This is a genomic window from Paenibacillus validus NBRC 15382 (assembly GCF_004000985.1).
GTDB lineage: Bacteria > Bacillota > Bacilli > Paenibacillales > NBRC-103111 > Paenibacillus_G > Paenibacillus_G validus.
This window is the reverse complement of record NZ_BIMH01000056.1, coordinates 1-24,905: the sequence shown is the minus strand read 5'-3', so window position 1 is coordinate 24,905 and position 24,905 is coordinate 1. Positions and strand designations below refer to the sequence as shown.

Here is a 24,905-nt window from a genome sequence, read left to right as displayed (position 1 = left end):
TTTACTTACTCTTCCATTCATCGGTAGACCAGAAAATGAAAGATACCATCATTGAAACGTCAAAAAATTTATTTTCTAAGTATTAAACAAAAGTGGATTCTAAAGCCATATGATGGCACTTGTTAAAATGAGTGAAAATGCGAGAACATAGACTATACTCCAACTAGCGATACGCAGCGGGCTTAACTGAATCATGGAGGACATCAAACCGAGCGTACCGCTAAAAGGCCCCATAAAAAATGTCATAACGGCACCGCCAAGTAAGGCAACCGCTATCTGGTCGGTTGAAATTCCCAGAACGTCTGCTGTCATCGACTGAGCTAATAAGTTGATAACGACAATCGGATGCATACCAACAAAAGATAAAAACAAAATAAAAAGCGGGAGAAGAAATACAAAAAAATGAATACCAATTAAATCATGCAATTCGATAAATAGTTGATTAACCAAACGGTCGTTTCCTGAAAAGCGAAGTGCCTCCGCAAAGAACCCGGCGCTTAAAAAAACTGCGAACGACTCGCTCATATCAGGCATTTTATGCTTAAAGTGATGTTTGGCTTTATACCAGAACTCAGGGCCCTTTTGGCGGAGCAGGCACCAAATCCCGGCAAAGGGAAAGGTCAACAAGGTAACGACGACCACTAAGCCTAATGACGAAATGCTATCGATGTATACCACCAAAAATAGGAGAATGACAATCGCAGCCGTGATTTCAAGTAACATACGACGAACGGAAGAGTGTTCCTGAGCGGCTGCAGGTGATAGAGCAGCGGCCGTTTCCTCATGGGTATCATGGGTAACCTGCAGTTGTCTGTTGCCTTCGATCACACTGAAAATGATCCAATTTAAAACCAACGCAACTAAACTGATCACAAAAAGCAAAGGGAAAATATGTGCCCAACGAACTTGGGTCACATGAAGAACAACTCCCACAATTCCGGAAAAAGGAGTCCATATAATAGGCAAAGAATAGCCTTGAATAATGCAACAGGCTAAAAAACGTTTGCGATTTTCAATTGGCCAAGCATCCACAACCGATTTCACGCTGGAGTGGACGATTGGAATAGTAGCCATGTTCAAGAAAGATCCAAGAAAATAGGATAACGTTGTGATTGCCCGATACAATTGAGAAACGGATTTAATTTTTCCATCAAATAACCGTTTAAAAGCCTCTCCGTATCCTGCGACCTGGATAGGTATAGACAATAAAGGAACAATCGCAAACAGAGAAAGCAAATAGAGCATATCGCCGTGAAGCTTCACATAAGAAAGAACATCAATTCCTTTATTCCAAACCATCGAGGTCCCTGCGGCCAAGAACGTTATTGAGATGAGTTTGCTCGAAAGTTTGCAAGAGGAAAGTGAAATAACGATCGACAACATCGACACAAGAGCCAGTATAATCCGTAAATCCTTCCACGCGATCAACTGATCCGCGATAAATAGCATGACGGCCAGTGTAAAAACAATAGATTTCATGTAAAAGGATAAGTGCTCTGTTTTCATACGCTTCCCTTTCTTGCAGTTTGTGTCAACCAACCCCTGCACTCCTGAGTTTATCATAGCGGAAATAGAAAAGCTTCTTTGGCAGAAAGCAAAGAAGCTAATCTTTATGATCCGAAACGTAACCATACCCTGGTCTTATTCCATAGCTTACAACCACGGAGAAACAGTAACTAACAACGGAGATGGTTCTCCTTCTCCTCCGGCCGTTCTTAAAGCTAAATCCGTATCGGATAATTTATAATTATGGGAATTCATGATACGAAGAGGAAATTTTCCAGAAGAGATAAACTCCACTGCCATTTGGACGGATTTATGACTATGTCCACGAACTCCTTTTACGGTCAACGTTTTATTGTAAATGATATCCAGATCGAATTCATTGAAAAGCTGATGTTTCAACGCTCCCAATAAAACAGTCCCCCGTGTCTTGGCAACCTTTAGAGAGGAAACCGCCGGTTCCTGTCCTCCGCTGGTTACGTCGATGACCAAATCGGCCATTTTTCCAGCGGTTATTTCTTTTACTCTTTGGACCAAATCCTCTGTGGAGACATTGATCGTATAATCCGCACCTAATTCACGAGCGAGTTCCAATCGTTTTTGACTGCTGTTTCTTCCAGTGACAATGACGATTTCGGCTCCGGCTGCCTTGGCTGCCAGAGCGCAAGCAAGTCCCTGTTGACCAGGCCCTTGTATAACAACCACGTCTCCAGGTCCAACACCGCCGATGATTCTCATCCACTCAAATCCGTTAGATAAAGGTAAGGTCAGGGCTGCTTCAACGCTCGCAACATGGTCAGGGATTTTGTGGATGACGGCCTGCGGATGCAGATACATATATTGACTGAATCCGCCATAGAGAGCTGGTTTGGCGCTCAACGGAGCAGCACCATATCGAATACCGCCTAATGCCGGGTTGGTCTCGGGACATAACCGGTAATAACCGGAACGGCACGATTCGCATTGCCCGCATGGAATGTATTCCTCCATCGCCACACGGTCTCCTGCTTTCACTCCCCACCGTTTGGAAGCCTTATCGCCAATTTTATCGATATGGCCGATGACATGATGTCCTAAAATCATCGGCTCTTTTAGGCTCTTGTAGTAGGATACATCCGTTCCGCAAACGCCGACGATTTCTACCTTTAGAATCCCGCTGTCGGATTCCACATGAGGTAAGTCTAATTCTTGAATTTCTGTATGTTTGACATCGGTCGCCACTGCGGCCCATGTTTTTTCGCTCATTCATTCCACCTCCCATAAATTCACAACGCATATATTTACTATGATTTGGCGGTGCTGCATTTCTAGATTAAACAGCCTCAAAATCTTTTTCAGCTAACTGTAAGGCGTCCTTCGCCCCTTCATGAAAAGGAATCCCCTTGGGAAGCAGTACAGACGCAGCACGAACCTTATGGCTTTCGGGATCCAATCCTGGTAACGGTTCCCCGTTTTCTAAACTTTTCACAGCGTTTAGCAGGCAACGGCGGGCTTTAATAATGGCAGTGTCGCTCGTTCCCAATTTTTCTTGTGAACGATCCACAACAGGTCCTGCACTCACTTGGACGGCATGATCCTCCATGCCGACACCGAAAATGCCGGCAAACGATTCGCCTCGCTTTTGCATATCCCGATCGATGAGGAAATGATTATCCGGATTGGCTTGTGTCAGGAAAGTGCCTGGAATTAACAGGGGGTGAATGCCTGCACCGGATTTCATCTGTTCAATTTCCTGTTCGGTCAGATCACGCCCCGGCGTCCAACTCCAGCTCCACACCCAACAATTTTCATCATCAATGGGCACCCAGGCATGCCCACCGCGCGGAGCACCGCCGAAAGGAGGAATCATCGTGTACCAAGGCATAATAAACTGTGTAATCCTCCAATAAAAATGATCATCGTCCGCCGTTCTCCTTGCCCCGATTAATAGCCCGTAATCGGTATCCACGACTTCAAAACGCGGGGCAGCGTCTTGAGATAATAAGGACGTACTCTTACTCTTGCTGGAAACCCCCAAGCCGCCAACCGACCCCGAATGAAGGATGGATACATGACTGGAATCAATACCACCTTCCAACGCCTGAAAGTAATTGCATTGTTGAATTTTTTTCGAAATATACCGCTGACTATCGGAAACCAACATCCACTCCTGCTCAGGCAGCTCGGGTTTATCCTCCGGTTTTCCCATATATGTCCAAATCACACCGCCGCGTTCCTCACAAGGGTACGATTTAATTTTGATATTCTGTTTAAAATTGCTTTCCGGCGGTTCGGACGGCAAATCGACACAGTTTCCGGCCGTATCGAATTTCCATCCGTGATAGGCGCATCGAAGGCCGCATTCTTCATTCCGGCCATAAAACAGGGATACTTTTCGATGTGGACAATACTCGTCAACTAGACCTATTTTCCCGGTAGTGTCACGGAAAGCGATTAATTCCTCGCCTAACAGCTTGACCCGTACAGGCGGACAATCCGGATAAGGAAGCTCCTCGATCATAAGCGCAGGAATCCAGTATCTTCTCAGCGTCTCTCCCATAGGTGTTCCGGAACTCGTTTTTGTTAAGGTTTGGTTGTCTTGAAAAGATAACATGTTCAATTCCCTCCTGGGTTTGATGTTTGATAATCACATTGTCACGCAACAGGAGAGCGTTTTCAAATTGATTGTTTCTATCCTACCCATACAAAACGTTAATAATATCATTTTGTACTATTTATGTTTTATATAGCTTACATTAAAATCATTAATTTGAAAGGCTAGGAATGTTATATATATAATCAAAGTGTGAACAATGACGTGACTGAAGTAATCGTATGATTTTAATGAAAGAGGGTTAGCACATGATGAATGATAAGGAATTCGAAGAACTGATTTTGAAATGTTATAGAGGGAGAACCGTTGCGATACTCGGTTATCAAGAACATGAAGGACGGCAGCGGGCAGGCTTTTTAAAAAAACATGGAATCGATGTCGTTATTGGCCTTCGACTCGGCGATGAATACTGGGAACAAGCCGAAAGAGACGGTTTTACGGTGTTGCCCGTTTGGGAGGCGGCGGAACAAGCTCAAGTAGCTCAAGTCTGGTAATATTCAAGAGAATACATATAAAAAAGAGTGCAAATCAGTCAATTGTTGCAGGATAGGGGGGGCCATAGTGCCCCCCCTTTATTTACTTCAGGAAGATGGAAGACAAAAAGAGTCACCGGCAGGTGACTCGCTTAACTTTTCTTATGTTAAGACGAATTAAGAAATTTTTTGAGCCTCTACAAGAAGGGCCGTTTCCTTGGTATCGACCTTATCCGCCACTGTTTTTTTCTCCACTTTTATGAGGATTGTAGCTATTGCACCTAATAATGGGCCTGCAGCCAACGTCAAAAAACAATAAAAATAATTTTGTGTAGCATCAATGACAGCGCCTACAGCTAATGGGGCTGTTAAGGAACCAATTTGCCACATTCCATTCACTAATCCTGATGTCGTCCCTACAAGTCTCCTGTCTACCAAATTATAAATGATGGTTTGTAAGACAGGGTAAAAGGCATAGACACAGATTCCCATCATTGGAGCTATGAAGTATAAAATCGATATATTTTGATTAGCTCCAAACCACGATAATACGGGAACTGCCAACAGAAGGATACCAACAGCTAAAGATTTACGATCTAAATAGTCTGACAAGAATCCGGTGAGGGGCTTACACAATAGAGCAGCGGTTCCAAAGAGGGACATAATGGCACCGGCTTCTACAAGAGACAGATGCAATGATTTAATAAGATACGTATTTGCCCATGTGGCTGTTCCCACAGTAGCCCACTGTCCGCCTAAACCTGCTATACCCATTAAAATAATATTTTTATTTTTTAATAGGGAAACAATATCATGCCAACTTGTACTTTGTTTTTTGGAAATTTGATGGACGGGGGTACGTTCCTTGAGTAAAAAATATCCCAATATTAAGCCAATGAAAGGCAGCGAACCGGTTATTAAAAAGGCTGTACGCCAGCCAAATCCATGGGCGACTGAGGGCACAAACAAATTGACCAATGAAATACCAAAGGAGGTGGAAGTCATGAAAAAGCCCATTGCAGCCCCGCGTCTTTTTTCAGTAAACCAATCTGTAATAGCCACGATACCAGCTGAAAAGATAGCTCCGGAACCCATTCCCGCAATGAATCTAACTAGAAAGGCAAGGCCGTAACTATGAACAAACGACGTTAAAATGGTGAAAAAACCGGTTATTAAAAAGGAAGTGAGTAACATTTTACGATATCCATATTTGTCTGTTAAATACCCGCCTGGAACCTGAGTAATGACATATCCGAGATAAAAAGCTGTCATTAAGCTTCCGGCTTGAGCTGCATTTATACCAAGGTCTTTGGATGCTAGTGGTATAATTGGAGCCCATGCCATTCTGTCCATATAAGAAAATAAATAAGCCAAAAACGCAATAAATAAAACCTTTATAGCAGATATCACTTCTTTGTTCATTTTTTCAAACCTCCTATTTTAGGTAGAACTAATTTCCAGGACGACTCGTTTGATCCATGAGATGCGTGCTAGTGTATGAGACCTTTATTTAGATAACGCTTACAAAACAGCGCTTACAAGCAGAATCACCTTCTCTCAACATACGAATCATTCCATATTTTCGAACAGCTACAACATTATTAGCTATTGGTTATTTATTTTAAGATTATGTAATATGAAGTCATTTTACAAATTGATTGTTTCTATGAAACCCATTAATATCATTAATGCGGTCAGCCTGCAGCTCCGTAGTATTTTCCAATTACCAAAAGTTTCAGGCAACATGAAACAGCCTTGGTCCAGTGGAATACCGGACCAAGGCTGCTTCGAGCATTTTTCAGTTATAAAACGGTCTGCTTGACGGGGGGAACATCCGAATACCGAAGCCGGCTTGAAGCTGCCCAGGGCTTTTATAATGTTCGGATCTTGACTAGTAACGCCTTCGGCTCCAGGTTTACAAAAATTTTCTGTTATGCTTCTTCCCGTCGTAGCTGAACAACACGGGCTTTTCCTCGATCGTCGTCTCGAGATGCACCGGTTTGCCCCAGAGCCGATGAATGTACGGGAGCGTCCGTTCGACATATTTCAAATCGAGCTCTATGCCCTCATAGTTGTGCTGCAAGTACAGCTCGCCCGTCCGGTTGAAGTCGCCATCCTGCACGACAATGTACGGGAAGCCGCCGTTGACCCGGGAGTAGACGAGCTGATCGCGGATGTTTTCCCACGACTTATCGGTAATTTTCCATTCCGGCCCCTTCTTCTCGAACACATACAGGTCCAGATCGTCGCAAAGCTGCTTTGTCATGTAGTTGCGAATGAACGAAAGATCGGAATCGAATTCCCGCACCTCGAAAATTTTATCCCGTCCCCGACCGGGCTCCCGGCCTAACCGTTCCCGTTCTTCCTGAGTCGGATGATCCCACCGCCGCTCGATGTCCTCGAATATTTTCAGGCCCAGGTAGTACGGGTTCAGGCTGTGCCGCGAGGGGATAACAACCGACGAGTTCAGCTTGGAATACTCGATCGTTTCCGCGTCCGTTAAGTCCAGCGCCCGCATAATGCGTTGATGCCAGTAAGATGCCCAGCCTTCATTCATGATCTTGGTCTCCAGCTGCGGCCAGAAGTACAGCATCTCGTCGCGCAGCATGGTCAGAATATCGCGCTGCCATTCTTTGAGGTAAGGGGAGTACTCCTCGATGAACAGCAGCAAGTCTTTCTCCGGTTTGGCCGGGAACTTCGAGGGAGCCTCCTCGGCCTTGGACTGGGGCTTCTTCGGTTTATCCAGATCCCACAGATCCTCGTAGCCGAACGTTCGTTCTTTCCGCTCCTTGGCGGGAGCGCGATCCGCTTCGGCAGCGCCGATACCGCGGTACGGCTTGGTAAGCGACGGATCGACGTGCTCCTGAATCGCCAGAACGGCGTCGATGAACTGCTCGACCTCCTCGTTGCCGACCTCGATCTCGTACTGCCGGATGCGCTCCGCCGTTGCGGCCATGCTCTCGACCATGTTGCGGTTCGTTTTGGAGAAGCGGAAATTGTTCTTGAAGAAGTCGCAGTGCGCGAGTACGTGGGAAACGATCAGTTTGTTCTGAATGAGCGAGTTGCCGTCAAGCAGGAAGGCGTAACACGGATCGGAATTGATGACGAGCTCGTAAATTTTGCTGAGCCCGAAATCGTACTGCATCTTCATTTTATGAAACGTTTTGCCGAAGCTCCAGTGACTAAAGCGGGTAGGCATTCCATAAGCGCCGAACGTGTAGATGATGTCCGCCGGACAAATTTCATACCGCATCGGGTAATAGTCAAGCCCGAAACCGTCGGCGATTTCGGTAATTTCGGCAATGGCATACTCCAGCTGCTTCATATCGTCGCTAGTCATTGCGCCAGGCTCCCCTCCAATCGTTTCGGGAAGAAGGTGCGCAGCGCTTTATACACTTCGCCCTTCTCGCGAATGACATAATGAACAAATTTCGGGTCATGCAGGTTCCGGTAAGCCGACATCAGCGTACTGCTGCGGTTATACTGGTTGACCTCGCCGTAGCCGAACAAATTGCATCGCTTGACGAGCTCGGTGATCAGCTTTACGCAGCGTTCGTTATCGGAAGTCAAATTATCGCCGTCGGAGAAATGGAACGGATAGATGTTGTAACGGGCCGGCGGGAAGCCGCGATCAATCAAATCGACTGCCAGCTGATAAGCTGAGGAGCAGATCGTGCCGCCGCTTTCTCCTTTGGTGAAAAATTCTTCCTCCGTTACGATCTTAGCCTCCGTATGATGCGCGATAAAGACGATTTCGACATGCTCATATTTCGTCCGCAGGAAGCGGGTCATCCAGAAGAAAAAGCTGCGGGCGATATATTTTTCGAAGGACCCCATACTGCCGGAAGTATCCATCATCGCAAGAATCAAAGCGTTCGATTGCGGGGTAACAATTTCCTCCCACGTGCGAAACCGCAGGTCGTCCGGACTGATGCGATGAATCCCGGGGGAGCCATCGCGGGAATTTCGCCGCAAGTTCTCCAGGATGGTGCGCTTTTTATCGATATTGGACATGATGCCTTTCTTGCGTACATCGTTAAAAATAATTTCCTTGCTGACGACGTTTTCCTTTTCTTTTTGCTCCAGGTTCGGAAGCTCCAGCTCGTCGAACAGCATCGTCTGCAGTTCTTCCATCTGCACTTCGGCATCGTAGTAGTCTTCTCCGGGCTGGTCGCCTGCGCCTTCTCCTTTGCCGGGTCCTTGAGCGGCTTGCGGGTCTACGCCGAGAACGTCTCCGACCTGGCTGTCACCTGTCCCTTGGCCGACATGTTTACTCTTGTTGTAATTGTAACGAAAACGATATTCGTCCAGACTGCGGATGGGCACCTTGACGATTTGCTTGCCGTCGGACATGACGATGCTTTCATCGGTAACGAGATCGGGCAAATTTTGCTTGATGGCATCGCGGACTTTTTGCTGGTGCCGCGTCTGATCTTGGTAGCCTTTACGATGCAGCGACCAATCCTCGCGGGATACGGTAAACATAGGTTCTGACATGCGGGACACCTCCTCAAAGTTTTGCGTAGCAAAACGATTTCGTAAGCTTAGGAAACCGGCATCGAAAGCGTGGGCGTTACTTCGTCCAAGCGTGATTGGTGAAACTAAAAAAAGTGCTTATTACTAAATATATTCAAGCAGGACGGGGATATGTGAGTGGGGATCCGTCTAATTTTGAGCCCTATTCTCATGCTGCAAGCCGCAGATCGTTCATGTATGCAGGCTGTATGCCGCTGCAAATAAAATCGAGAAGGAGCTGTGCAATCCGCCAGCCCCTTCACCTTCAATTATTTCTAGCTGTCGTGTTATCTTTGACGTCCGAATCTAACGTATTGGTGAGGCTGAGGATGGAGAATGTTCTGGAGAAGTCACCAACGATTCCGCCGCCGGAGCCGCTATACGCTTTGCTTGTCGTTTTCGGGGTAATTTGCAGCACCTCCCCGAACGTAACCGTCCCTTCGCCGTTCGTTACTTTGATCGGAGATAAAATAATAACGGGAATAAGATACCTCCTTCTGCTTATTGCACCTGACCAGCCAACTTGTACACTTTTTGGTCAGATGAAAAGGAGCTCGAACGAGCTCCCTCAACATTTCGCCTTCGGATTGTCCGGAAAGAAGACTTTTCACATGAAGAATGGATGATTAGATGACGATGGCAACGGAAACGATGACCAAAAGGATAAAGAGAACAAGGATGACGCCAGTCGACGTGAAACCACCAAAACCTATGTTACTCATACTTTTCACCTCACTTTACTCGAACTGGATCTGATTTCCTCCGGTTAACAAAACCACAAAATAAACAGGACAAGGAATTGTGTCTGTCGTTACGACTACCCGTCGTATAACCTGCACGGCTTCCTGCTGGATGTCCTGTTTGCGATGCTTCCTTCCGCTCCAGCTACTGCATTCTATGAAAGTTATCCGGCTCCAGATTGGACAGTTCAAAGAATGTGTTCTTGTAACGCTAAACGATATGGTAAAATAGTATGAAGTGGAAATTTTATACAAATTCAAGTCATCAAAGCCCGCTCCCCGAAAGAGCAAGCATCAGGGGGCACGATTACTGTTTGTCCGGCTGGGGCGTCAACCGGACCTTGCGCATGAAGGCTTCCAGTTCGATGCGGACGTTCGATCCGACCTGGAATACAGAGGACTCAGCCAGATTCAACACGCGAGCCCGGTTCACCGCAATAACCGAAGCGCCGTTACGGACATTCAGCGCGACGCTCTCGTCTGCCATGATCCGTGGGGCGCTTCTTGTCCATGCCGGATTTTCCATGAAGTCTTCGCGATGTGGAAGAGGAGCGGCTGGACGGCTTGCTAACAGCAGATGGACATCCGCACGAATCAGACCGGTATCCCCGCATTGAAATACAGCGCTATCCATGCGATCGCTGCACGATTTTCCATGAAGCCCAAGGGGAACCGTGTCCTCGGTCAAACCCGACTTTGGTCTAGGTCAAAAACTGTTCGCGGGTCCGTACTTCACGAAGTCATAAACATGTAATTTTAGTAATGAAGTATTTTACAGCTCCGGAGATGGCTACGTATCGAATAGGAGAGGGGCATGGCTCATGAAAGGCGAAGGCAAGGAAAAAATACTGCTGCTAACCGGCGCCTTGGGGGACGGGCATAATCAGGCGGCCAGGGCGATCCTCGAAGCTGCAAAGGCGGTACGTCCCGATGTAGAGGTCGTAACGGTCGATTTCCTGGAATGGACGCATCCGTACTTGCACGGCGTCGGTAAATTTTGTTATTTGCAAGGGGTCAAAAGCTTGCCGTCCGTATACGGTTACTTATATCGCAAAACGCGCAACGAAAATACGCTTTCCAACTGGTTCAAGCGCCTGAAATCGTTCAGTGTCCGGCGGATGCTGAAGCTGCTGCGGGACGTTCAGCCGACGGTGGTGGTTTGTACGTTCCCTTCCGCTGCGGCGGCGATGTCCATGGTGAAGATGCACGGCTTGACCGGCGTGCCGACCGTGACGGTACTGACCGATTTTACCGATCACAGCTACTGGATACATCCCGGCACCGACCGGTACTTGGTTGGCTCCGAACAGGTGCGGGCATCGCTGCTGCGGCATGGAATCCCGGAATCCCGCATTGCGGTAACCGGCATTCCGGTTCGATTGTCGTTCTGCCAATCATGGAACCGTACGCGGTTAATGGAACGTTACGGATTCGACGATTCGATCCCGGTCGTGCTCGTCATGGGGGGAGGCCACGGCTTTATCGGCAAAGAACTCGTCTCCATGCTGGCGGCCAGGCCCCAAGGTCAGCGGCCTTCCGCACGTTTCATCATCGTATGCGGCCGCAACGAGAAGCTGCGTCAGCAGTTGGAGGAGGACCTTCGCGGCGCCGGCGGTCAGGTCCTGGTCACCGGATTCGTCGATCATGTGCACGAGCTGATGGCCGTGTCCGATCTGATTGTAACGAAGCCGGGCGGCCTTACGGTGTCCGAAGCGCTGGCCATGGAGTTGCCGATGCTGCTCTATAAGCCAATCCCGGGACAAGAGCAGGATAACGCCTCGTATCTCGTCAAGATGGGGGCGGCGGTGCAGGCCAAGGATGCCGAACAATTGTCAGCTTTCCTTTCTCATCTAATTATGGATAAATCCTCCTTATTGGCGTTGAAAAAAATGGCAAAGCTATGTACCATGAAGGAAGGTGCGATCAATGCGCTCCATTCGATTCTCGCAACCCAGAATTACCACGTTCCCGTTTGGCAGGAAAGCCGGCAAGCAGTCTATGCGAATGCTTGAGGAGACGCGTTATTCCTGTGCAACGGCTGGGCTGTTCACAGGAGGGTTACTGCATGGAGAAAAAGCTGATAGTGGGCTTGATGGTTTTTACCGCCTTGTACATGATTCTGCCCTGGATCATGACCCGGGTGATGGGCATCGGTGTGTTTCGCAAAGGGACCGGCGAGAAGGAAGTGGCCTTTACATTCGACGATGGTCCGGATCCAACGTATACCCCGCAGCTGCTGGATCTGCTCCGTAAGCATCAGGTGCAGGCGACCTTCTTCGTCCTGGGATCCAAAGCCCGGAAGCATCCGGAGCTGATCCGTAGAATGCACCAGGAAGGACATTTGATTGGCGTTCACAATTACGAGCATCTATCCAATTGGCTGCTCCCGCCATGGACAGTGCAGCGTCGTCAGGTGAAGCGTTCTGCGGATATCTTGGAATCGATTACAGGAGTAAGACCGACGCATTACCGCCCGCCTTGGGGCATTATGAACTTGTTCGACTATTGGCTGCTCCGGAAATTTAAAATCGTGCTCTGGTCGGTGATGGTCCAAGACTGGCGAAGTCGTATCGGCTCAACACGAATGAAATCTGTGCTGCTCGAGCGGATCAAGGGCGGCTCCGTCGTGCTGCTGCATGACAGCGGAGAGACGTTCGGCGCCGATCGGGATGCGCCGCTCTATATGCTGGAGGCGCTGGAAGAAGTGATCGTTGAGCTTACCTCGCGCCACTACCGTTATGTCAACGTCGATCAGATGGCGCAAAGCGGAGCGGTCGCCGGCTTCGCGAAGCGAATCGTCGTCGCGCTATGGATGTGCTGGGAACGCGGTTTTGTGAAGCTTATGCGGGTGAAGCCCGTCGATCACGATAATACGCTGCTGCAGCTGCGCGTCACCGAGTACCGGGGCAAGCAAACGATCCATTTGCCCGATGGCGAACGGATCGAGCAGGGCGACCGCATTGCGGAGCTGCACTTGGATAATCATTTGTTGTATCAGCTCGGATCGAGCGCCACCAGCACCGTTCATCTTGCCATCCAACTCGTGCGGCGAACGGAGTTGTTAATGCCGCAAATCATTCGGCTGCTGCAGACCGACCCCGACTATAAGGACGTTAAAGGGCTATACGGGATCAGCATCATCCACCGGGGAACCCGAAAGCTCGGTTTTACGGTTCTCGACTTGCCGAAAGGCATTTTTTCTTCCTTGACCCGAGTATATTTGCGCCTCCTGTTATACATTGTACACCCTCAGGGCAAAGACCGATTAAAGACGAAATCGGACTTGCTCGTACCGAAGATTGTTGCGATTTCCAGCAAAGAACTCATGAACCGCTACATCGCTCTAGGGCAGAAAGGTGTATCCTGAGATGCATAAATATCGCAAGCTTTTGATTCTGACAGCCAGCTACGGCGACGGACACATCCAAGTGTCCAACGTGCTCAAGCATAAGTTCGAGCAGAACGGCTTCCAGAGCGTCAAACTGATCGACTTGTTCGAGGCAGCGCACCCGCTCATGAACACGATCACGAAGTTTCTGTATATCAACAGCGGCGCTTTATCCGCCATCGGCCTCGATTATTACGGATGGAGCTACTATTTGACGAAGAATCTGAAGCAGGACAGCATGCTGGCCAAATGCTTGAACGTTCTTGGCATTCAGAAGCTGATGAAGGTGATCTTACAGGAAAAACCGGACGTCATCGTCAGCACATTTCCGTTCGGCGGCATATCCGACCAGTTGAAGCGCCGCGGCATGTCGATTCTGACGTTCACGATTTTAACCGATTTCGTCTTGCACAACCGCTGGTTGTACTCGATTCCGGACCGGTTTTACGTAGCGACGGAGGATCTGCGCCGGGAGATGATCGAGCGCGGCATTCCGGGCGACATCATTACCGTCAGCGGCATTCCGATTCGCGAGCCGTTCTATGAGACGTCCCGGCCGCGGGAAGATGGCGAGTCGGAGCCCTCCGTACTAATCATGGCGGGAGCCTATGGCGTACTGCGCGATCTGAAGAAAATAACCGGGCAGCTGTTAAGCGCGGCCGGGGTGCGCATTCACGTCGTTTGCGGCAAGAACGATAAGCTGAAGAACGAATTGCAGGCCAGCTTCGCGGCGGACCCGCGGGTGCGCTTATACGGCTTCGTGGACGATATTCACAAGCTGATGAGCCGCTCTTCCTGCATCGTGACGAAGGCCGGCGGCATCACATTGTCGGAAGCGATTCATATCAACGTCCCGATCATCATCTTTAAACCGTTTCCGGGGCAAGAAAAAGAAAACGCGAGTTACCTTTCCGATCAGGGCGTGGCTTTGATCGCAAACGAAATATCGGAGTTAACCCGTCAGGCGAAGGCGATCTTGACCGACGAAAAGATGGCGAATGCGATGAAAAACCGCGCACGCTCGCTGCAGGCCGGCTATGCCGCCAACCGGATCGTCGAAGACGTGTTCCATAGGTTGATGGTGATAGAGAGAACGAGACAAGGCTCAAGCGCGTAAGTTTCGCTAGATGGGGGACGTCATGAGATCATTACAAGCGGTTTTGCAGTCCGCTTCCTTTATTCGCTTGGCCCTGGTGTTGTTTTTTATCGAAGTGGTACGGAGCGCTTTCATTATTTCTTTCCTGCCTGCTTACGCGGCCGACCGTCTCGGCCTTTCCGTCGCGACGGTCGGGCTCGCCGTCTCGGTTCATTACGTGGCCGATACGGCGGTCAAATGCGTCGCCGGTTATTTGCTCGATCGGCTTTCGCCGCGGGTGGTCCTGCACGTGTCGTTGTGCCTCGCATTCGCCGGGCTGTGGCTCTCGTTCGTCAGCGATCAGCCGTGGATGCTGATCCTGGGCTCGGCGCTGATGGGGCTGGGCGTGTCCCCGATCTGGCTCATCTGCCTAAGCTCGATTGAAGAAGACAACCGTGGCTCGCAGATGGGTACGATTTATACGGTATGGCTGGCAAGCCTCGGGCTTGGCCCGGTCGCGGTCAACTTCGTCATCGACAACGGTTACGGGTTGACCTTCTGGCTGCTCGCCGCGATCTTCGCTGCCGGTTGGGCGGTCGCGATCGGCTGGAACATTCAAATCAAGCCGATACCGAGCTTTACGTTCAAGGAGCAAATGGCGCAGCTTCATCTCAAGCTCGTTGCCATGAAGCCGCTCGTACCCGGCATGGTGCTGCAGACGGCTGCGGCCGGCCTGCTCGTGCCGATCCTGCCGACCTTCGCCCATCAGCACCTGGGTCTCAGCTACTCCCACTACTCGCTTGTGCTCATAACCGGGGGCGTTGTGACGACGTTGTGCCTGATACCGATGGGCCGATGGTCTGACCGCTACGGGCAGAAGCGTTTTCTCGTGCTGGGCTTCAGCGCGTTGGCGGTAGGGATGGCCGGACTGTTGTTTGCCTCGAATCTCTATGCCGCCATGCTGCTGGCTGCGCTTCTGGGCGGCTCCTACGCCGCCGTACTGCCTGCCTGGAATGCGCTCATGTCCTATTTCGTCCCACCCGATCAGAAGGGAATGGGCTGGGGCGTGCTGTCGAGCATCGAGGGTCTTGGCGTCATGATCGGGCCGCTCATCGGCGGCTGGTTGGCCAGCTTGTATAACGAGACGGTGACGGTCGTCACCAGCGCCTGTTTGCTGGCTGTTATCGCGTTGTTTTACATGTGGATGCCGCTCGCGAAACCGTCTGCGGCAGGAGGCCGGGCGGAGGGATAAGAAACACCGGCAGGCTGCCCGGCTATTGGGGTTCCGGCTTGGCTCACACGTACGATTTGCCCTTGGTCAGTATGCAGGGAACGCCTTTGCCGACGGCGCCGGGCTGCGACATTTTCTCCAAATAACGAAGACCTCGTTCGCATTTGCGGCAGCGGGCGCAAACGTCGGACAGCACGACCTTCATATTAAATTGATTTTTGTCGACGGACGATACGGGCGTCTTTTTTTTCGATTTGTTGTTTTTGCTCATGACATTCATCTCCCAAGGCTTGGTTGTAGCATTGTATGAAGCGGATAAGGCTTTTGCCACGGGGGTGCGGGTTTGGGGAATAAAAAATTTACACAGATTGTACGTGGTCCCAATGTCCAACGGCTCATCTTTTTCGACAGCGCCAGCAGGAGTTTTGGCGCATGATGTCGTACTATTTCCAGTAGGGCTTGAAAGATCCGATTGCGAAGGCCCGGCCGGAGGAGGACGACTTATGAAGTTTACCATTTGCCAGACGGTTACTATCGTGGATATGAACGAGGAAATAATGGCCGAAGTATTGTTTGAACACGGGGAATTTGAGATCCCTGCGCTCGCCATCGGTTCCTCGGTCGTTTCTTACCAATTGGGATTGAAGCAGTTTGAAGTGGTGTATGACAAAAGGGAAGGCAAGCGTCAACGGTTCAAGGTGGTCGACATTGAGATCGACTTGATCCAACAGCCGGCATCTACGCGTGCGTTTCTTGAGCCCGTCACCTTAATCATCGGTCAACACGACATCGGCCTCATGTAACCTTGCTTTCACTCCGCACATGCGCTCCCGCCCGCCGCCGCTCTCCATAAGGCGCCGGGCGGGATTTTTTCATAAAAGGTTCATTTGGCACTTCGGGCAATATGTTCTATGATAAGGAAGAAGCGGAGGTGAACAACGATGAACAGAACGTTTGTAGGGCTTGGGGCGATCTGCGCCTTCTTGTCTGTGGCCTTTGGAGCGTTCGGCGCCCATGCGTTGAAGAAAGTGCTGACGACGGACATGCTGGCAAACTACCAAACCGGAGTGCAGTATCAAATGATGCACGCGCTCGGTCTTATCGCGGTCGGCTTGGCGTTTGCTGCGATTCCTGACAGCCGTCAGCTTCGGTGGGCAGGCTGGTTCATGTTTGCGGGCATTGTTATATTTTCGGGGAGCTTATACATATTGAGCTTAACGGGAATTAGAACGCTAGGGGCGATTACGCCGATCGGGGGCGTAGCTTTTTTGCTGGGCTGGGGAATGCTGGCCGCGGCGGTCTATCGAAAAAAATCGAACATTTAACCTATTTTTTCGGCGAATTCGCCGATTTTTTTATGTATAACGCCACAAAACTTGTTATTTTTTGTCTGATGGGCAGGAAAACCGGTGATTGTCGTAGAAATGTTCTCTAAAGACCTATATCGGCGCAGGTCGTCATGGGTATAACGACGCATGCGTATAAAGGGGGAAATCCATGAGTAGGACAAACGAAGCGGGGAATGCAATTTATCGGCATCAGTACGGTCGTTACTTCATAGTGGTTTTGGGCTTTGCCGGGATGAGTTTCCTTGCCTCCGTGTTCCTTCCTCCCCCCATCGTATGGTTGTTCAGCGGCGTAACCCTCTTCTCTGCGCTCGGTTTCTGGCGCATGTCGGCTGCCCCCGCTGCGGGGCATTTGAGCGCAGGTCAAACGCCCGGGCCGTTACAGGCCGTCCAGGAGGCCCAAGAGCAGCTTGAAGTTTTGGGGGCGTTATACGCCCATAACCCCAGCGGCATCGCCATTCTGGACGGACAGGGCTGCGTCGTTCGTTTAAACCCGTCGGCCGAGCAAATGCTGGGCTACCGCGAAGACGAATTGAAGGGTCGATCGATTGCCGAATTCCTGGCGTCCGACCGGATCAAAACAGCGGCAACGCTTTTCGCGGAAGTGCTGAAAGGCACGCCGAGGTCGTTCAAGTCGGCTGTCATTCATAAAGAAGGGTACCGCGTCGATCTCGATACGACGGCCGTGCCGATTAAAAGCGGAGCGGGTGTGAAAGGCATCCTCGTCATCAGCACCGACATGACGGCGGCCAGACGCTCGGAAGAACAAATTCGCCATATGGCTTACTACGATGATATGACCGGGCTGCCGAACCGGCGCCTGTTCGTGCAGCAGCTGGAATCGGCGATGGCTGCCATTACAATAAGCCATAACCGGCTCGCTGTTTTTTTCACCGATATCGACCGGTTCAAAATGGTTAATGACGGCTTCGGCCACGATTACGGAGACATGCTGCTCCTTCAGGTGGCGGAGCGGTTTACCCGCTGCTTGTCGGAGAACGATTTTATGGCCCGGACGGAAGGCGACGAGTTCGCTTTGTTCTTTAACGGGCTGGCGCCGGGTAACGAAATCGAGCAGGTGAGTGTCATCGCGGATTCGTTGACCGGCGTATTGGAGGAGCCGTTCATGCTGGAGCAGTATCAGGTCAACATCACGGCCAGCATCGGGATCACGCTCGTCTCCGAGGACGAGCGAAGCGTCGAAGAGGTGATGAAATGCGCCGATATGGCGCTCACCCGGGCCAAGGAGAAAGGCCGCAATAACTATCAGCTGTTTAACAGTCAGATGAAATCCGCATCGCTGGAGAAGCTGACCATGGAGCAGGAACTTCGGCGCGCCATCGCTAAAGACGAGCTGGTGCTGTATTACCAGCCGCAAATGGACATCGCCTCGCAACGCATCGTCGGCTTCGAAGCGCTCGTCAGGTGGGCGCATCCGGAACGCGGAATCGTTTCCCCGGGCCACTTCATTCCGTTCGCGGAAGAAAGCGGTTTGATTGTGCCGATCGGCGAGTGGGTATTGAAAGAAGCGTGCCGGCAAAATAAACATTGGCAGGAGCAAGGCTACAGCCCGCCGCCGGTGTCCGTCAATTTGTCCACGCGGCAATTTTTGCAGCACAACCTGACCGGCAAAGTGGCGGAGGTACTGGAACTGACAGGCCTCGATGCGGCTCAGCTGGAGCTGGAAATTACGGAGAGCAGCACGATGGACGTGGAATATTCGATCGATCAGCTGCACGAGCTGAAGAACCTAGGCGTGACCATCAGCATCGACGATTTTGGGACGGGATACAGCTCGCTTTCCTATCTGAAGAAATTTCCAATCGATAAGCTGAAGATCGATCAATCGTTCGTTCGCGATATTATGACCGATCCGAACGATGCGGCGATCGTCGCTTCCATCATTGCGATGACGAGACATATGAAGCTGAAAGTAATCGCCGAAGGCGTCGAAACCGAAGAACAGCTTCAATTTCTGTATCATAACCGGTGCGATGAAATCCAAGGCTACTACTTCAGTCCGCCGCTCAGCGTCGAGGCCGCGGAATTGTTGATGAAAGAACGCATGTAAGCGAAAACGGCAGCCGAAACCGGCTGCCGTCTTTGTTCTTCCGTATCAGTTAGCTGATTTCGAAGTCGTCGATCTCATTGATTTGGAGCAAGTACACCTTTTTCTCGTCGACGTGGTAAACGGATAAGTTGCCGCTAGGCGGGTCGATGTTGATAATGCGGCAAGGCATGCTGAGCTTTACGCCTTTCTCTTTGACAATGGACAAGCGCAGGAGCGAATTGTTCTCCTGACACTTCTTCATCTCCTCCCAGATGGAACGGTGGGGATCCGATTCCGCCCGGCGCGCCCCCTTTGCGCCCGGCGTTTGCGGCGCTTCCGTATTCTCCGGCGGCACCTTTAGATGTGAAGCCGCCGGGAACGGCTTCACATGCCGCTTCGAGATCGCTTCCTTCAGGGCGTACTCGATCTTTTTTCCTAACTCTACGCCCTCTTTCACTTGATAGTCTTCGACTTTATCTGAATTCAACAGATGCAGCAGCGTCTCCAAGGCCAGCCCGTTGGTTTCTTCCTCAATGAGGATATCCACTTTGAATAAAAATTTCCGTCTCGGCTTTTGTGGGTCATCCATATTGGCCGTACCTCCTAATTGCTTTCATCTGTACTACTATACCATGTTTTGACGTAAGGCTGTAGATCTATGGACAAGGCTCACACCGCGTGTGAGAATCATGCACCGAGGGGGCGTCTGCATCATATAGTGATAGCATATTGATCTTGAGGAGGGGTGCTTGATCATGATGCGAATGGAACCGGTTGAGGTAGGCGGCCGCACCGCACTCGCGATCGAGGTAAAGCTGCCGTTAACGACCCTGTTGGCCGTCACGACCGACAAGGGATATATCATGTGCGGTGCGCTCGACGTCGACTTGCTGAACCGGAAGCTGAAGGAGCGGGGCATCATTGCAGGGCGGGCGACGGGCGTTCGCACGATTGAGGAACTGCTCGAATCGCCGCTCGAATCGGTCACGTATAAGGCTGAGGAGCTGGGGATTACGCCGGGGATGAAGGGCAGCGATGCCGTTGCGCTGATGTTCTGAACGAAGCGGGGCTCGCCATTCGACGGATGGCCGATCGACAATTGCGTAAGTTCCGGATACTTGGGGCAGTTGAGCTGTCCCTTTTTCTGTTTTCCGATTTGCCGTGGGGAAGGAAGCGTTCTATAATGGGGTCAGCAAGTCACGGAAGTAGAGAGCGGAGGGTTCTTGATGATCAGTGACGACTTTACATTCAACGATACGGAGGGCGTGCTGATTACGGTGCATCACTGGCTCCCTGAAGAGGGAGCGCCGGTTAAGGCCGTTGTGCAGATTGCCCACGGTTTGGCGGAAAGGGCACAGCGATACGCTCGTCTGGCGGATAAGCTGACCCGCTCGGGCTATGCCGTTTATGCGAACGATCATCGGGGGCACGGCCTGACGGCCGGGACCCCTGACCGGGTTACGCATATCGGCCCGAACGGCTTTGACCGGATGGCCGAGGCGATGGTGCAGCTGACGGACCGTATCCGTCTGGATTATCCGGGGCTTCCGGTCTACGTGCTCGGGCACAGTATGGGTTCTTTTTTGACGCTGCTGTACATGGAACGTTATCCCGGGAAGGCGGACGGCTTCGTCTTGTCGGGGACGAAAGGGAAGCAAACCATCCTGCATGGCCTTGGTTTCGCACTTGGCGGACTGTTCTCGGCCCTTCAAGGGGGGACGCACCGCAATCGCCTGCTGAACTGGCTGACGACGGGGCAGCACAACCTGCCGTTTCGCCCGAACCGCACCAGGCATGATTGGTTAAGCCGGGACGAGGCGGAGGTCGATGCCTATGCCGGAGATCCGCTCTGCAACGCAGCGGCTACGAACGAGTGTATCCGGTATATGATTAAAGGGCTGCTCGACGCCCATCGTCCCGAACAACTGCGGCGCATTCCGAAATCGCTTCCGGTGTATTTGTTTGCCGGAGAGCGGGATCCTGTCGGCGGTATGGGGAAATCGTTCTTATGGCTGGTGCGCGAGCTCCAGAGCCAAGGGCTTCACGACGTGAGCTATAAGCTGTATCCGGACGGAAGGCATGAGATGCTGAACGAAACGAATCGGGAAGAAGTCATGGAGGACTTGCTGCAGTGGCTCGAAGCCCGCGTGAACGCGGTAAGCGCAAGGCCGTAAGGAAGGGGAGTGCGGGAACTGGACGTTCAGAAAATATCGACGCGAAAAATATACGAGGTCATAGCCGATCAAATTAAAGCGCAAATTACGGGCGGACAGTTGAAGCCGGGAGAGAAGCTGCCTTCGACGAAAGAATTGTCGGAGCTCTTTCAAGTAGGCCGTTCGACGGTCCGGGAAGCGCTCAGCGCTTTAAAAGCGATGGGACTGGTCGAAGTCCATCAGGGCGAAGGCAGTTACGTGCGGAGCATCGCTTCCGAGGATGTCGGCCTGCCGGAATGGAATGCGCTGCTCATGAACCGGGAGACGGTTCTCGATCTGATCGAAGCGCGCAAGGCGCTCGAAACGTCCAATGCGGCGCTGGCGGCGGAGAAGCGGACGGAGGACGACCTGCGCAGGTTCGAATCGATTTTGCAGCGCATGGAGCGGCATCTGGGCGATGAAGAGGAGGGGGAACGGTCCGACATCGAATTTCATCTGGCGCTTGCGGAAGCGACGCATAATGCGATCCTGGTGCGGATGATCGATTCCATCTCTTCGCAGATGCAGCTGGCGATTCGGGAGACGCGCCGGCTTCAAATGTACGGAAGCTGCGCCGTCTCCGAGCAGCTTTGGCGGGACCATCAAGCTGTGTATGAAGCGGTGAAGAGGCAGGATGCCGAGGAGGCCCGCGAAGCCATGCGCCGCCATTTGTTTCATGTCGAACGGGGGCTCGTGCCGTATTTGAACAAGTAAACCGGCGAAGATCGGTACGTTCGACCGATCCTTCTTAGGAGTTCCGTTTCGGAAAGCCGAAGACGAGCAAAACAAAGCCGATCAGGCCAAACAACCAGACGAACAGGTTGTCGGTTAGTTGGGGGTAGACCGGCGAGACATCATAGCCTCCGCTCCGGCCGATCGTCGGCAAGTAGCCCGCTTTCGCGGCGATCCGTTCGGCTGTGTAAAAGGTGCCGGAGACGATCAAAAACAAAGCCCCCAGCTTTTTGTAAAAGTCGTTACCCATGGACAGGACTCCTTCGGCGTTTGCTGGATTACTCTTACATGGACGGTAATTGATGGACAAAAGTTGCGAAATGGAGGAACGCGGCCTTCTCAAAAACCAACTTATCTGATAACCTGATAAGTGTACGGCGAGTTCACTCGAAAAGGATGGGACTATGCGATGCGCGTTTCGCTATTTATTACGTGTTTGGCGGATCAGCTCTACCCCGAGGTGGGCGAGAGCGTCGTTCGTCTGCTGCACCGTTACGGCTGTGAGGTGGATTTTCCGGAAGCGCAGACATGCTGCGGACAGCCCGCCTATAACAGCGGCTATCAGGACGAAGCCCGAGAGGTCGCCCGCCAATTCATTCGCGCCTTCGAGCACAGCGACTATGTGGTCTCCCCTTCGGGCTCCTGCACCGGCATGGTACACCATTATTATCCGCAATTGTTCGAGAAGGAGCCGGTATGGCAGGCGAAGGCGGAAGCGCTCATCGGGAAAACGTACGAATTTTCGCAATTTCTCGTGAATGTGCTCGGCGTGAAGGATTTAGGCGCGGAACTGCCGGTGAAAGCGACCTACCATCCGTCCTGTCATGCGACCCGCTTGCTTGGCGTTCGCGAGGAGCCGGGCGAGCTGCTGCGCAACGTGAAGGGACTTGAGCTGATCGACCTGCCGAAGAAGGAAGACTGCTGCGGCTTCGGCGGTACGTTCTCCGTGAAGATGGCCGATATCTCGGAAGCGATGGTGTGCGAGAAGGCCGGCCATGTATGCTCGACGGGCGCGAATGTGCTGATCGGCTCGGATATGGGTTGTCTGATGAATATCGACGGCCGGTTGAATAAAGAGAACAAACCGGTGCGCGTCATGCATTTGGCCCAGGTGCTGGAAGAAGGAGTGAAGCGCAGTGAGTCTAAAAGCCGAAACTGACAAACAATTGATCGGCACGGGGCTGAAGCGGAGAACCGAAGAAGCGCTTGCCAACGAGTTTCTGCGCAAAGCCGTCTCGTTCACGACGGACAAGTTGAAGACCGGGAAGCTGCAGGCGACGGACGAGTTCGGCAGCTGGGAGGCATGGCGCGAACGCGGCAGAGAGATCCGCAAGCATGTCGTCGAGAACCTGGACTATTACTTGACGCAATTCTCCGATAACGTGGCTAAGGCCGGCGGCAACGTCTATTTCTGCTCAACCGGCGAGGAAGCGGTGAAAACCTTCCTCGATATCGCCAAGAAGCGGGACGCCAAGCTGGTGGCGAAGGGCAAGTCGATGGTGTCCGAGGAAATCCGCCTGAACCATCGGCTGGAGGAGCAGGGCATAGAAGCGATCGAAACCGACCTCGGCGAATACATCCTTCAGCTGGCCCAAGAAACGCCGTCGCATCTGATCATACCGGCTATACATAAGAACAAGCAGCAAATCGCGGACTTGTTCTCGAATGAAGCGGGCGAGACGTTCGCGCCCGATACGAAAGTGCTGGCGGGGTACGCACGCGGACGCTTGCGCAACTATTTCCTTGAAGCGGACATCGGGTTGACCGGCTGTAATTTCGGCGTGGCGGAATCCGGGGCGATTACGCTTGTTTCGAACGAAGGCAACGGGCGTATGGTCTCAACGGTGCCCCCATGCCACGTCGTGATCATGGGGATGGAACGGCTCGTGCCGACGTACGACGATTTGGAGGTCATGCTGAACCTGCTGGCGCGCAGCGCCACCGGTCAGAAGCTGACGACCTACACGTCGATGATTACGGGGCCGCGCCGCGAAGGGGAGCTCGACGGACCGGAGGAGCTGCATCTGATCATTCTCGACAACGGACGCTCCGCACAGCTTGGCGATCCGGTATTTCAAGAAGTGCTGCACTGCATCCGCTGCGCCGCCTGCTTGAATGCCTGCCCGGTCTACCGCCATGTGGGCGGCCATACCTACGGCAGCGTATACAGCGGCCCGATCGGCGCCGTGCTGACGCCGCTGCTGCAGCAGGATATGAAGGAGGCAGGGCAGTTGGCGTATGCGTCCAGCTTGTGCGGCGCCTGTTACGAGGCTTGTCCGGTGAAAATACCGCTGCACGACATGCTCGTCCAGCTGCGTGCCCGCAAAGTGAAGCAGGGCTTCACGCCTCTGGCCGAGCGGATTGCGTTCAAGACGTTCCAAACGGCGTTCGGCCATGTGAAGCTGTATAAGCTGGCGGCCCGGTCCGCGTATTACGCGCTGAAGCCTTTCGCGAAGCGGGGCTACCTCAAGAAGGCGCCGGGACCGGCGGCGGGATGGACGCAGTCGCGCCACTTCCCGATGCTGGCGGAACGCCCGTTCCGGGATCGCTGGAGCGAGCTGCAGCGGGAGCTGAAGCGGCAGCCGGCGAAGGCCGCGAGCGCAGCGAATGAGGCGGATGCGCTTGCCAATCAAGAGCAGCCACCGCAAGGAGGGCGGCAGCATGACTAAAGGAACGATACGAGGCCGGGAAGCGTTCATGGCGAAGCTCTCATCGGGACTCGGGCGGCAAGCCGTCCCGACGCAGCCGCCGGCGCATCCGAATCGCGGCGTGCCGGATTTTTATAAAGAGATCGCTTGGACGACGGAGGAAAAGATTGAAGCGTTCAGCCGCAATTGGACCGCGTTGACGGGCAAAGTGCTCGTCGTCGAGGAAGCGGAGGCCCGCGCGAAGATCGGCGAATGGCTGCGCGAGATCGCGGCCGAGCTCGGCGTCACCGGCGTATCCCGCTGGGAGCACGAAGGGCTGAAGGCGCTCGGGCTCGACGAAACGCTGGCGGCGGACGGCATCCCGGTCGTGCCGTGGCGGCCGATCGGGGAGGGCTCGCCGCTGGCGCCGGACCCGGCTG

25 protein-coding genes and 1 pseudogene are annotated in these 24,905 nt (G+C 52.2%); 14 read left to right on the top strand and 12 right to left on the bottom strand.

What is annotated here, in order from left to right; genetic code table 11:
- Positions 1 to 99: 99 nt before the first annotated feature.
- The 3 genes from PVA01S_RS23295 to PVA01S_RS23285 all read right to left on the bottom strand — a co-directional run bounded on the left by PVA01S_RS23295 (position 100) and on the right by PVA01S_RS23285 (position 4,096).
- Positions 100 to 1,539: a hypothetical protein gene (locus tag PVA01S_RS23295; RefSeq protein WP_127609964.1), complete on the bottom strand. Its 1,440-nt coding sequence runs from the start codon at positions 1,537 to 1,539 to the stop codon at positions 100 to 102.
- Positions 1,540 to 1,653: 114 nt separating this feature from the next.
- A complete protein-coding gene (locus PVA01S_RS23290) occupies positions 1,654 to 2,748 on the bottom strand; it encodes a zinc-dependent alcohol dehydrogenase (RefSeq protein WP_127609962.1) in 1,095 nt (364 codons plus the stop codon).
- A gap of 67 nt (positions 2,749 to 2,815) precedes the next feature.
- Positions 2,816 to 4,096 carry a Rieske 2Fe-2S domain-containing protein gene (locus tag PVA01S_RS23285; protein ID WP_127609960.1) on the bottom strand — a complete coding sequence of 427 codons (1,281 nt, stop codon included), beginning with the start codon at positions 4,094 to 4,096 and terminating at the stop codon, positions 2,816 to 2,818.
- 248 nt (positions 4,097 to 4,344) lie between these two features.
- Between PVA01S_RS23285 and PVA01S_RS23280 the strand changes: the two genes are divergently transcribed.
- Positions 4,345 to 4,590, top strand: a complete 246-nt coding sequence (locus PVA01S_RS23280; RefSeq protein ID WP_127609958.1) for a hypothetical protein — start codon at positions 4,345 to 4,347, stop codon at positions 4,588 to 4,590.
- 156 nt (positions 4,591 to 4,746) lie between these two features.
- Here the strand turns inward: PVA01S_RS23280 and PVA01S_RS23275 are convergent, their stop codons facing one another.
- The 6 genes from PVA01S_RS23275 to PVA01S_RS23250 form a co-directional block, all read right to left on the bottom strand.
- The gene (locus PVA01S_RS23275; RefSeq protein WP_127609956.1) at positions 4,747 to 5,991 is read right to left on the bottom strand and encodes an MFS transporter; all 1,245 of its coding nucleotides are present in this window, start codon (positions 5,989 to 5,991) and stop codon (positions 4,747 to 4,749) included.
- Positions 5,992 to 6,484: 493 nt separating this feature from the next.
- Positions 6,485 to 7,909, bottom strand: coding sequence for a SpoVR family protein (locus tag PVA01S_RS23270; protein WP_054797542.1), 1,425 nt, complete (start codon positions 7,907 to 7,909; stop codon positions 6,485 to 6,487).
- Positions 7,906 to 9,066, bottom strand: a complete 1,161-nt coding sequence (yhbH, locus tag PVA01S_RS23265) for a sporulation protein YhbH (protein ID WP_127609954.1) — start codon at positions 9,064 to 9,066, stop codon at positions 7,906 to 7,908. The genes PVA01S_RS23270 and yhbH overlap by 4 nt, the downstream gene beginning before the upstream one ends.
- Positions 9,067 to 9,349: 283 nt before the next feature.
- Entirely contained in the window at positions 9,350 to 9,556 is a 207-nt protein-coding gene (locus tag PVA01S_RS23260; RefSeq protein ID WP_373423873.1) for a spore germination protein, read from the bottom strand.
- Between the two features lie 154 nt (positions 9,557 to 9,710).
- The gene (locus tag PVA01S_RS27395; protein ID WP_127609952.1) at positions 9,711 to 9,806 is read right to left on the bottom strand and encodes a dihydroorotate dehydrogenase; all 96 of its coding nucleotides are present in this window, start codon (positions 9,804 to 9,806) and stop codon (positions 9,711 to 9,713) included.
- 325 nt (positions 9,807 to 10,131) lie between these two features.
- On the bottom strand, positions 10,132 to 10,458 hold the full coding sequence (locus tag PVA01S_RS23250; RefSeq protein WP_054799991.1) for a spore germination protein GerPE: 327 nt from the start codon (positions 10,456 to 10,458) through the stop codon (positions 10,132 to 10,134).
- 187 nt (positions 10,459 to 10,645) lie between these two features.
- On the opposite strand from PVA01S_RS23250, the gene PVA01S_RS23245 reads away from it, so the two are divergent.
- Genes PVA01S_RS23245 through PVA01S_RS23230 form a run of 4 tightly spaced genes read left to right on the top strand, consistent with a single transcriptional unit; the run spans position 10,646 to position 15,539 of the window.
- On the top strand, positions 10,646 to 11,836 hold the full coding sequence (locus PVA01S_RS23245) for an MGDG synthase family glycosyltransferase (RefSeq protein ID WP_127609950.1): 1,191 nt from the start codon (positions 10,646 to 10,648) through the stop codon (positions 11,834 to 11,836).
- Positions 11,837 to 11,889: 53 nt separating this feature from the next.
- Positions 11,890 to 13,191 carry a polysaccharide deacetylase family protein gene (locus PVA01S_RS23240; protein ID WP_127609948.1) on the top strand — a complete coding sequence of 434 codons (1,302 nt, stop codon included), beginning with the start codon at positions 11,890 to 11,892 and terminating at the stop codon, positions 13,189 to 13,191.
- Position 13,192: 1 nt separating this feature from the next.
- Positions 13,193 to 14,329, top strand: coding sequence for an MGDG synthase family glycosyltransferase (locus PVA01S_RS23235; RefSeq protein ID WP_054797540.1), 1,137 nt, complete (start codon positions 13,193 to 13,195; stop codon positions 14,327 to 14,329).
- A gap of 22 nt (positions 14,330 to 14,351) precedes the next feature.
- Positions 14,352 to 15,539 (top strand): MFS transporter, encoded by a 1,188-nt coding sequence (locus PVA01S_RS23230; RefSeq protein ID WP_127609946.1) that lies wholly within the window; start codon positions 14,352 to 14,354, stop codon positions 15,537 to 15,539.
- Between the two features lie 43 nt (positions 15,540 to 15,582).
- Here PVA01S_RS23230 and PVA01S_RS23225 read toward each other — a convergent pair whose 3' ends face one another.
- Positions 15,583 to 15,789, bottom strand: a complete 207-nt coding sequence (locus PVA01S_RS23225; RefSeq protein WP_372814215.1) for a hypothetical protein — start codon at positions 15,787 to 15,789, stop codon at positions 15,583 to 15,585.
- Between the two features lie 232 nt (positions 15,790 to 16,021).
- Here PVA01S_RS23225 and PVA01S_RS23220 point away from each other — a divergent pair, with 232 nt between their 5' ends.
- From PVA01S_RS23220 to PVA01S_RS23210, 3 genes are all read left to right on the top strand, one after another.
- Positions 16,022 to 16,321: a hypothetical protein gene (locus PVA01S_RS23220; protein ID WP_054797538.1), complete on the top strand. Its 300-nt coding sequence runs from the start codon at positions 16,022 to 16,024 to the stop codon at positions 16,319 to 16,321.
- A gap of 138 nt (positions 16,322 to 16,459) precedes the next feature.
- Complete coding sequence (locus PVA01S_RS23215; protein WP_127609942.1) at positions 16,460 to 16,843, top strand: DUF423 domain-containing protein; 384 nt, start codon at positions 16,460 to 16,462, stop codon at positions 16,841 to 16,843.
- Positions 16,844 to 17,015: 172 nt separating this feature from the next.
- Positions 17,016 to 18,935: a putative bifunctional diguanylate cyclase/phosphodiesterase gene (locus PVA01S_RS23210; RefSeq protein WP_127609940.1), complete on the top strand. Its 1,920-nt coding sequence runs from the start codon at positions 17,016 to 17,018 to the stop codon at positions 18,933 to 18,935.
- Positions 18,936 to 18,984: 49 nt separating this feature from the next.
- Here the strand turns inward: PVA01S_RS23210 and PVA01S_RS23205 are convergent, their stop codons facing one another.
- Positions 18,985 to 19,503, bottom strand: a complete 519-nt coding sequence (locus PVA01S_RS23205; protein ID WP_127609938.1) for a hypothetical protein — start codon at positions 19,501 to 19,503, stop codon at positions 18,985 to 18,987.
- A 166-nt stretch (positions 19,504 to 19,669) separates the two neighbouring features.
- Between PVA01S_RS23205 and PVA01S_RS23200 the strand changes: the two genes are divergently transcribed.
- The 3 genes from PVA01S_RS23200 to PVA01S_RS23190 all read left to right on the top strand — a co-directional run bounded on the left by PVA01S_RS23200 (position 19,670) and on the right by PVA01S_RS23190 (position 21,820).
- Positions 19,670 to 19,972, top strand: coding sequence for a YunC family protein (locus PVA01S_RS23200; RefSeq protein WP_054797535.1), 303 nt, complete (start codon positions 19,670 to 19,672; stop codon positions 19,970 to 19,972).
- A 168-nt stretch (positions 19,973 to 20,140) separates the two neighbouring features.
- The gene (locus tag PVA01S_RS23195; protein ID WP_127609935.1) at positions 20,141 to 21,088 is read left to right on the top strand and encodes an alpha/beta hydrolase; all 948 of its coding nucleotides are present in this window, start codon (positions 20,141 to 20,143) and stop codon (positions 21,086 to 21,088) included.
- An 18-nt stretch (positions 21,089 to 21,106) separates the two neighbouring features.
- The gene (locus PVA01S_RS23190; protein ID WP_127609966.1) at positions 21,107 to 21,820 is read left to right on the top strand and encodes a FadR/GntR family transcriptional regulator; all 714 of its coding nucleotides are present in this window, start codon (positions 21,107 to 21,109) and stop codon (positions 21,818 to 21,820) included.
- A 34-nt stretch (positions 21,821 to 21,854) separates the two neighbouring features.
- Here the strand turns inward: PVA01S_RS23190 and PVA01S_RS23185 are convergent, their stop codons facing one another.
- Positions 21,855 to 22,088: a hypothetical protein gene (locus tag PVA01S_RS23185; RefSeq protein ID WP_127609933.1), complete on the bottom strand. Its 234-nt coding sequence runs from the start codon at positions 22,086 to 22,088 to the stop codon at positions 21,855 to 21,857.
- A gap of 159 nt (positions 22,089 to 22,247) precedes the next feature.
- On the opposite strand from PVA01S_RS23185, the gene PVA01S_RS23180 reads away from it, so the two are divergent.
- From PVA01S_RS23180 to PVA01S_RS23170, 3 genes and pseudogenes are all read left to right on the top strand, one after another.
- Positions 22,248 to 22,997 carry a (Fe-S)-binding protein gene (locus PVA01S_RS23180; RefSeq protein WP_054799986.1) on the top strand — a complete coding sequence of 250 codons (750 nt, stop codon included), beginning with the start codon at positions 22,248 to 22,250 and terminating at the stop codon, positions 22,995 to 22,997.
- The gene (locus tag PVA01S_RS23175; protein WP_127609931.1) at positions 22,975 to 24,507 is read left to right on the top strand and encodes a LutB/LldF family L-lactate oxidation iron-sulfur protein; all 1,533 of its coding nucleotides are present in this window, start codon (positions 22,975 to 22,977) and stop codon (positions 24,505 to 24,507) included. Before PVA01S_RS23180 ends, PVA01S_RS23175 begins: the two co-directional genes overlap by 23 nt.
- Positions 24,500 to 24,905, top strand: a pseudogene (locus PVA01S_RS23170) (LutC/YkgG family protein); the annotation flags it as partial. The gene PVA01S_RS23175 and the pseudogene PVA01S_RS23170, both read left to right, overlap by 8 nt.

What these genes read in the sequence shown, in the direction of transcription:
- PVA01S_RS23285 (WP_127609960.1), bottom strand. Translation starts at nt 4,096, where the DNA reads ATGTTATCTTTTCAAGACAACCAAACCTTAACAAAAACGAGTTCCGGA.
- PVA01S_RS23235 (WP_054797540.1), top strand. Translation starts at nt 13,193, where the DNA reads ATGCATAAATATCGCAAGCTTTTGATTCTGACAGCCAGCTACGGCGAC.
- PVA01S_RS23200 (WP_054797535.1), top strand. Translation starts at nt 19,670, where the DNA reads ATGATGCGAATGGAACCGGTTGAGGTAGGCGGCCGCACCGCACTCGCG.
- PVA01S_RS23280 (WP_127609958.1), top strand. Translation starts at nt 4,345, where the DNA reads ATGATGAATGATAAGGAATTCGAAGAACTGATTTTGAAATGTTATAGA.
- PVA01S_RS23230 (WP_127609946.1), top strand. Translation starts at nt 14,352, where the DNA reads ATGAGATCATTACAAGCGGTTTTGCAGTCCGCTTCCTTTATTCGCTTG.
- PVA01S_RS23240 (WP_127609948.1), top strand. Translation starts at nt 11,890, where the DNA reads ATGGAGAAAAAGCTGATAGTGGGCTTGATGGTTTTTACCGCCTTGTAC.
- PVA01S_RS23215 (WP_127609942.1), top strand. Translation starts at nt 16,460, where the DNA reads ATGAACAGAACGTTTGTAGGGCTTGGGGCGATCTGCGCCTTCTTGTCT.
- PVA01S_RS23210 (WP_127609940.1), top strand. Translation starts at nt 17,016, where the DNA reads ATGAGTAGGACAAACGAAGCGGGGAATGCAATTTATCGGCATCAGTAC.
- PVA01S_RS23185 (WP_127609933.1), bottom strand. Translation starts at nt 22,088, where the DNA reads ATGGGTAACGACTTTTACAAAAAGCTGGGGGCTTTGTTTTTGATCGTC.
- PVA01S_RS23195 (WP_127609935.1), top strand. Translation starts at nt 20,141, where the DNA reads ATGATCAGTGACGACTTTACATTCAACGATACGGAGGGCGTGCTGATT.
- PVA01S_RS23225 (WP_372814215.1), bottom strand. Translation starts at nt 15,789, where the DNA reads ATGAGCAAAAACAACAAATCGAAAAAAAAGACGCCCGTATCGTCCGTC.
- PVA01S_RS23220 (WP_054797538.1), top strand. Translation starts at nt 16,022, where the DNA reads ATGAAGTTTACCATTTGCCAGACGGTTACTATCGTGGATATGAACGAG.
- PVA01S_RS23205 (WP_127609938.1), bottom strand. Translation starts at nt 19,503, where the DNA reads ATGGATGACCCACAAAAGCCGAGACGGAAATTTTTATTCAAAGTGGAT.
- yhbH (WP_127609954.1), bottom strand. Translation starts at nt 9,066, where the DNA reads ATGTCAGAACCTATGTTTACCGTATCCCGCGAGGATTGGTCGCTGCAT.
- PVA01S_RS23180 (WP_054799986.1), top strand. Translation starts at nt 22,248, where the DNA reads ATGCGCGTTTCGCTATTTATTACGTGTTTGGCGGATCAGCTCTACCCC.
- PVA01S_RS23275 (WP_127609956.1), bottom strand. Translation starts at nt 5,991, where the DNA reads ATGAACAAAGAAGTGATATCTGCTATAAAGGTTTTATTTATTGCGTTT.
- PVA01S_RS23290 (WP_127609962.1), bottom strand. Translation starts at nt 2,748, where the DNA reads ATGAGCGAAAAAACATGGGCCGCAGTGGCGACCGATGTCAAACATACA.
- PVA01S_RS23270 (WP_054797542.1), bottom strand. Translation starts at nt 7,909, where the DNA reads ATGACTAGCGACGATATGAAGCAGCTGGAGTATGCCATTGCCGAAATT.
- PVA01S_RS23250 (WP_054799991.1), bottom strand. Translation starts at nt 10,458, where the DNA reads ATGGATAGCGCTGTATTTCAATGCGGGGATACCGGTCTGATTCGTGCG.
- PVA01S_RS27395 (WP_127609952.1), bottom strand. Translation starts at nt 9,806, where the DNA reads ATGAGTAACATAGGTTTTGGTGGTTTCACGTCGACTGGCGTCATCCTT.
- PVA01S_RS23245 (WP_127609950.1), top strand. Translation starts at nt 10,646, where the DNA reads ATGAAAGGCGAAGGCAAGGAAAAAATACTGCTGCTAACCGGCGCCTTG.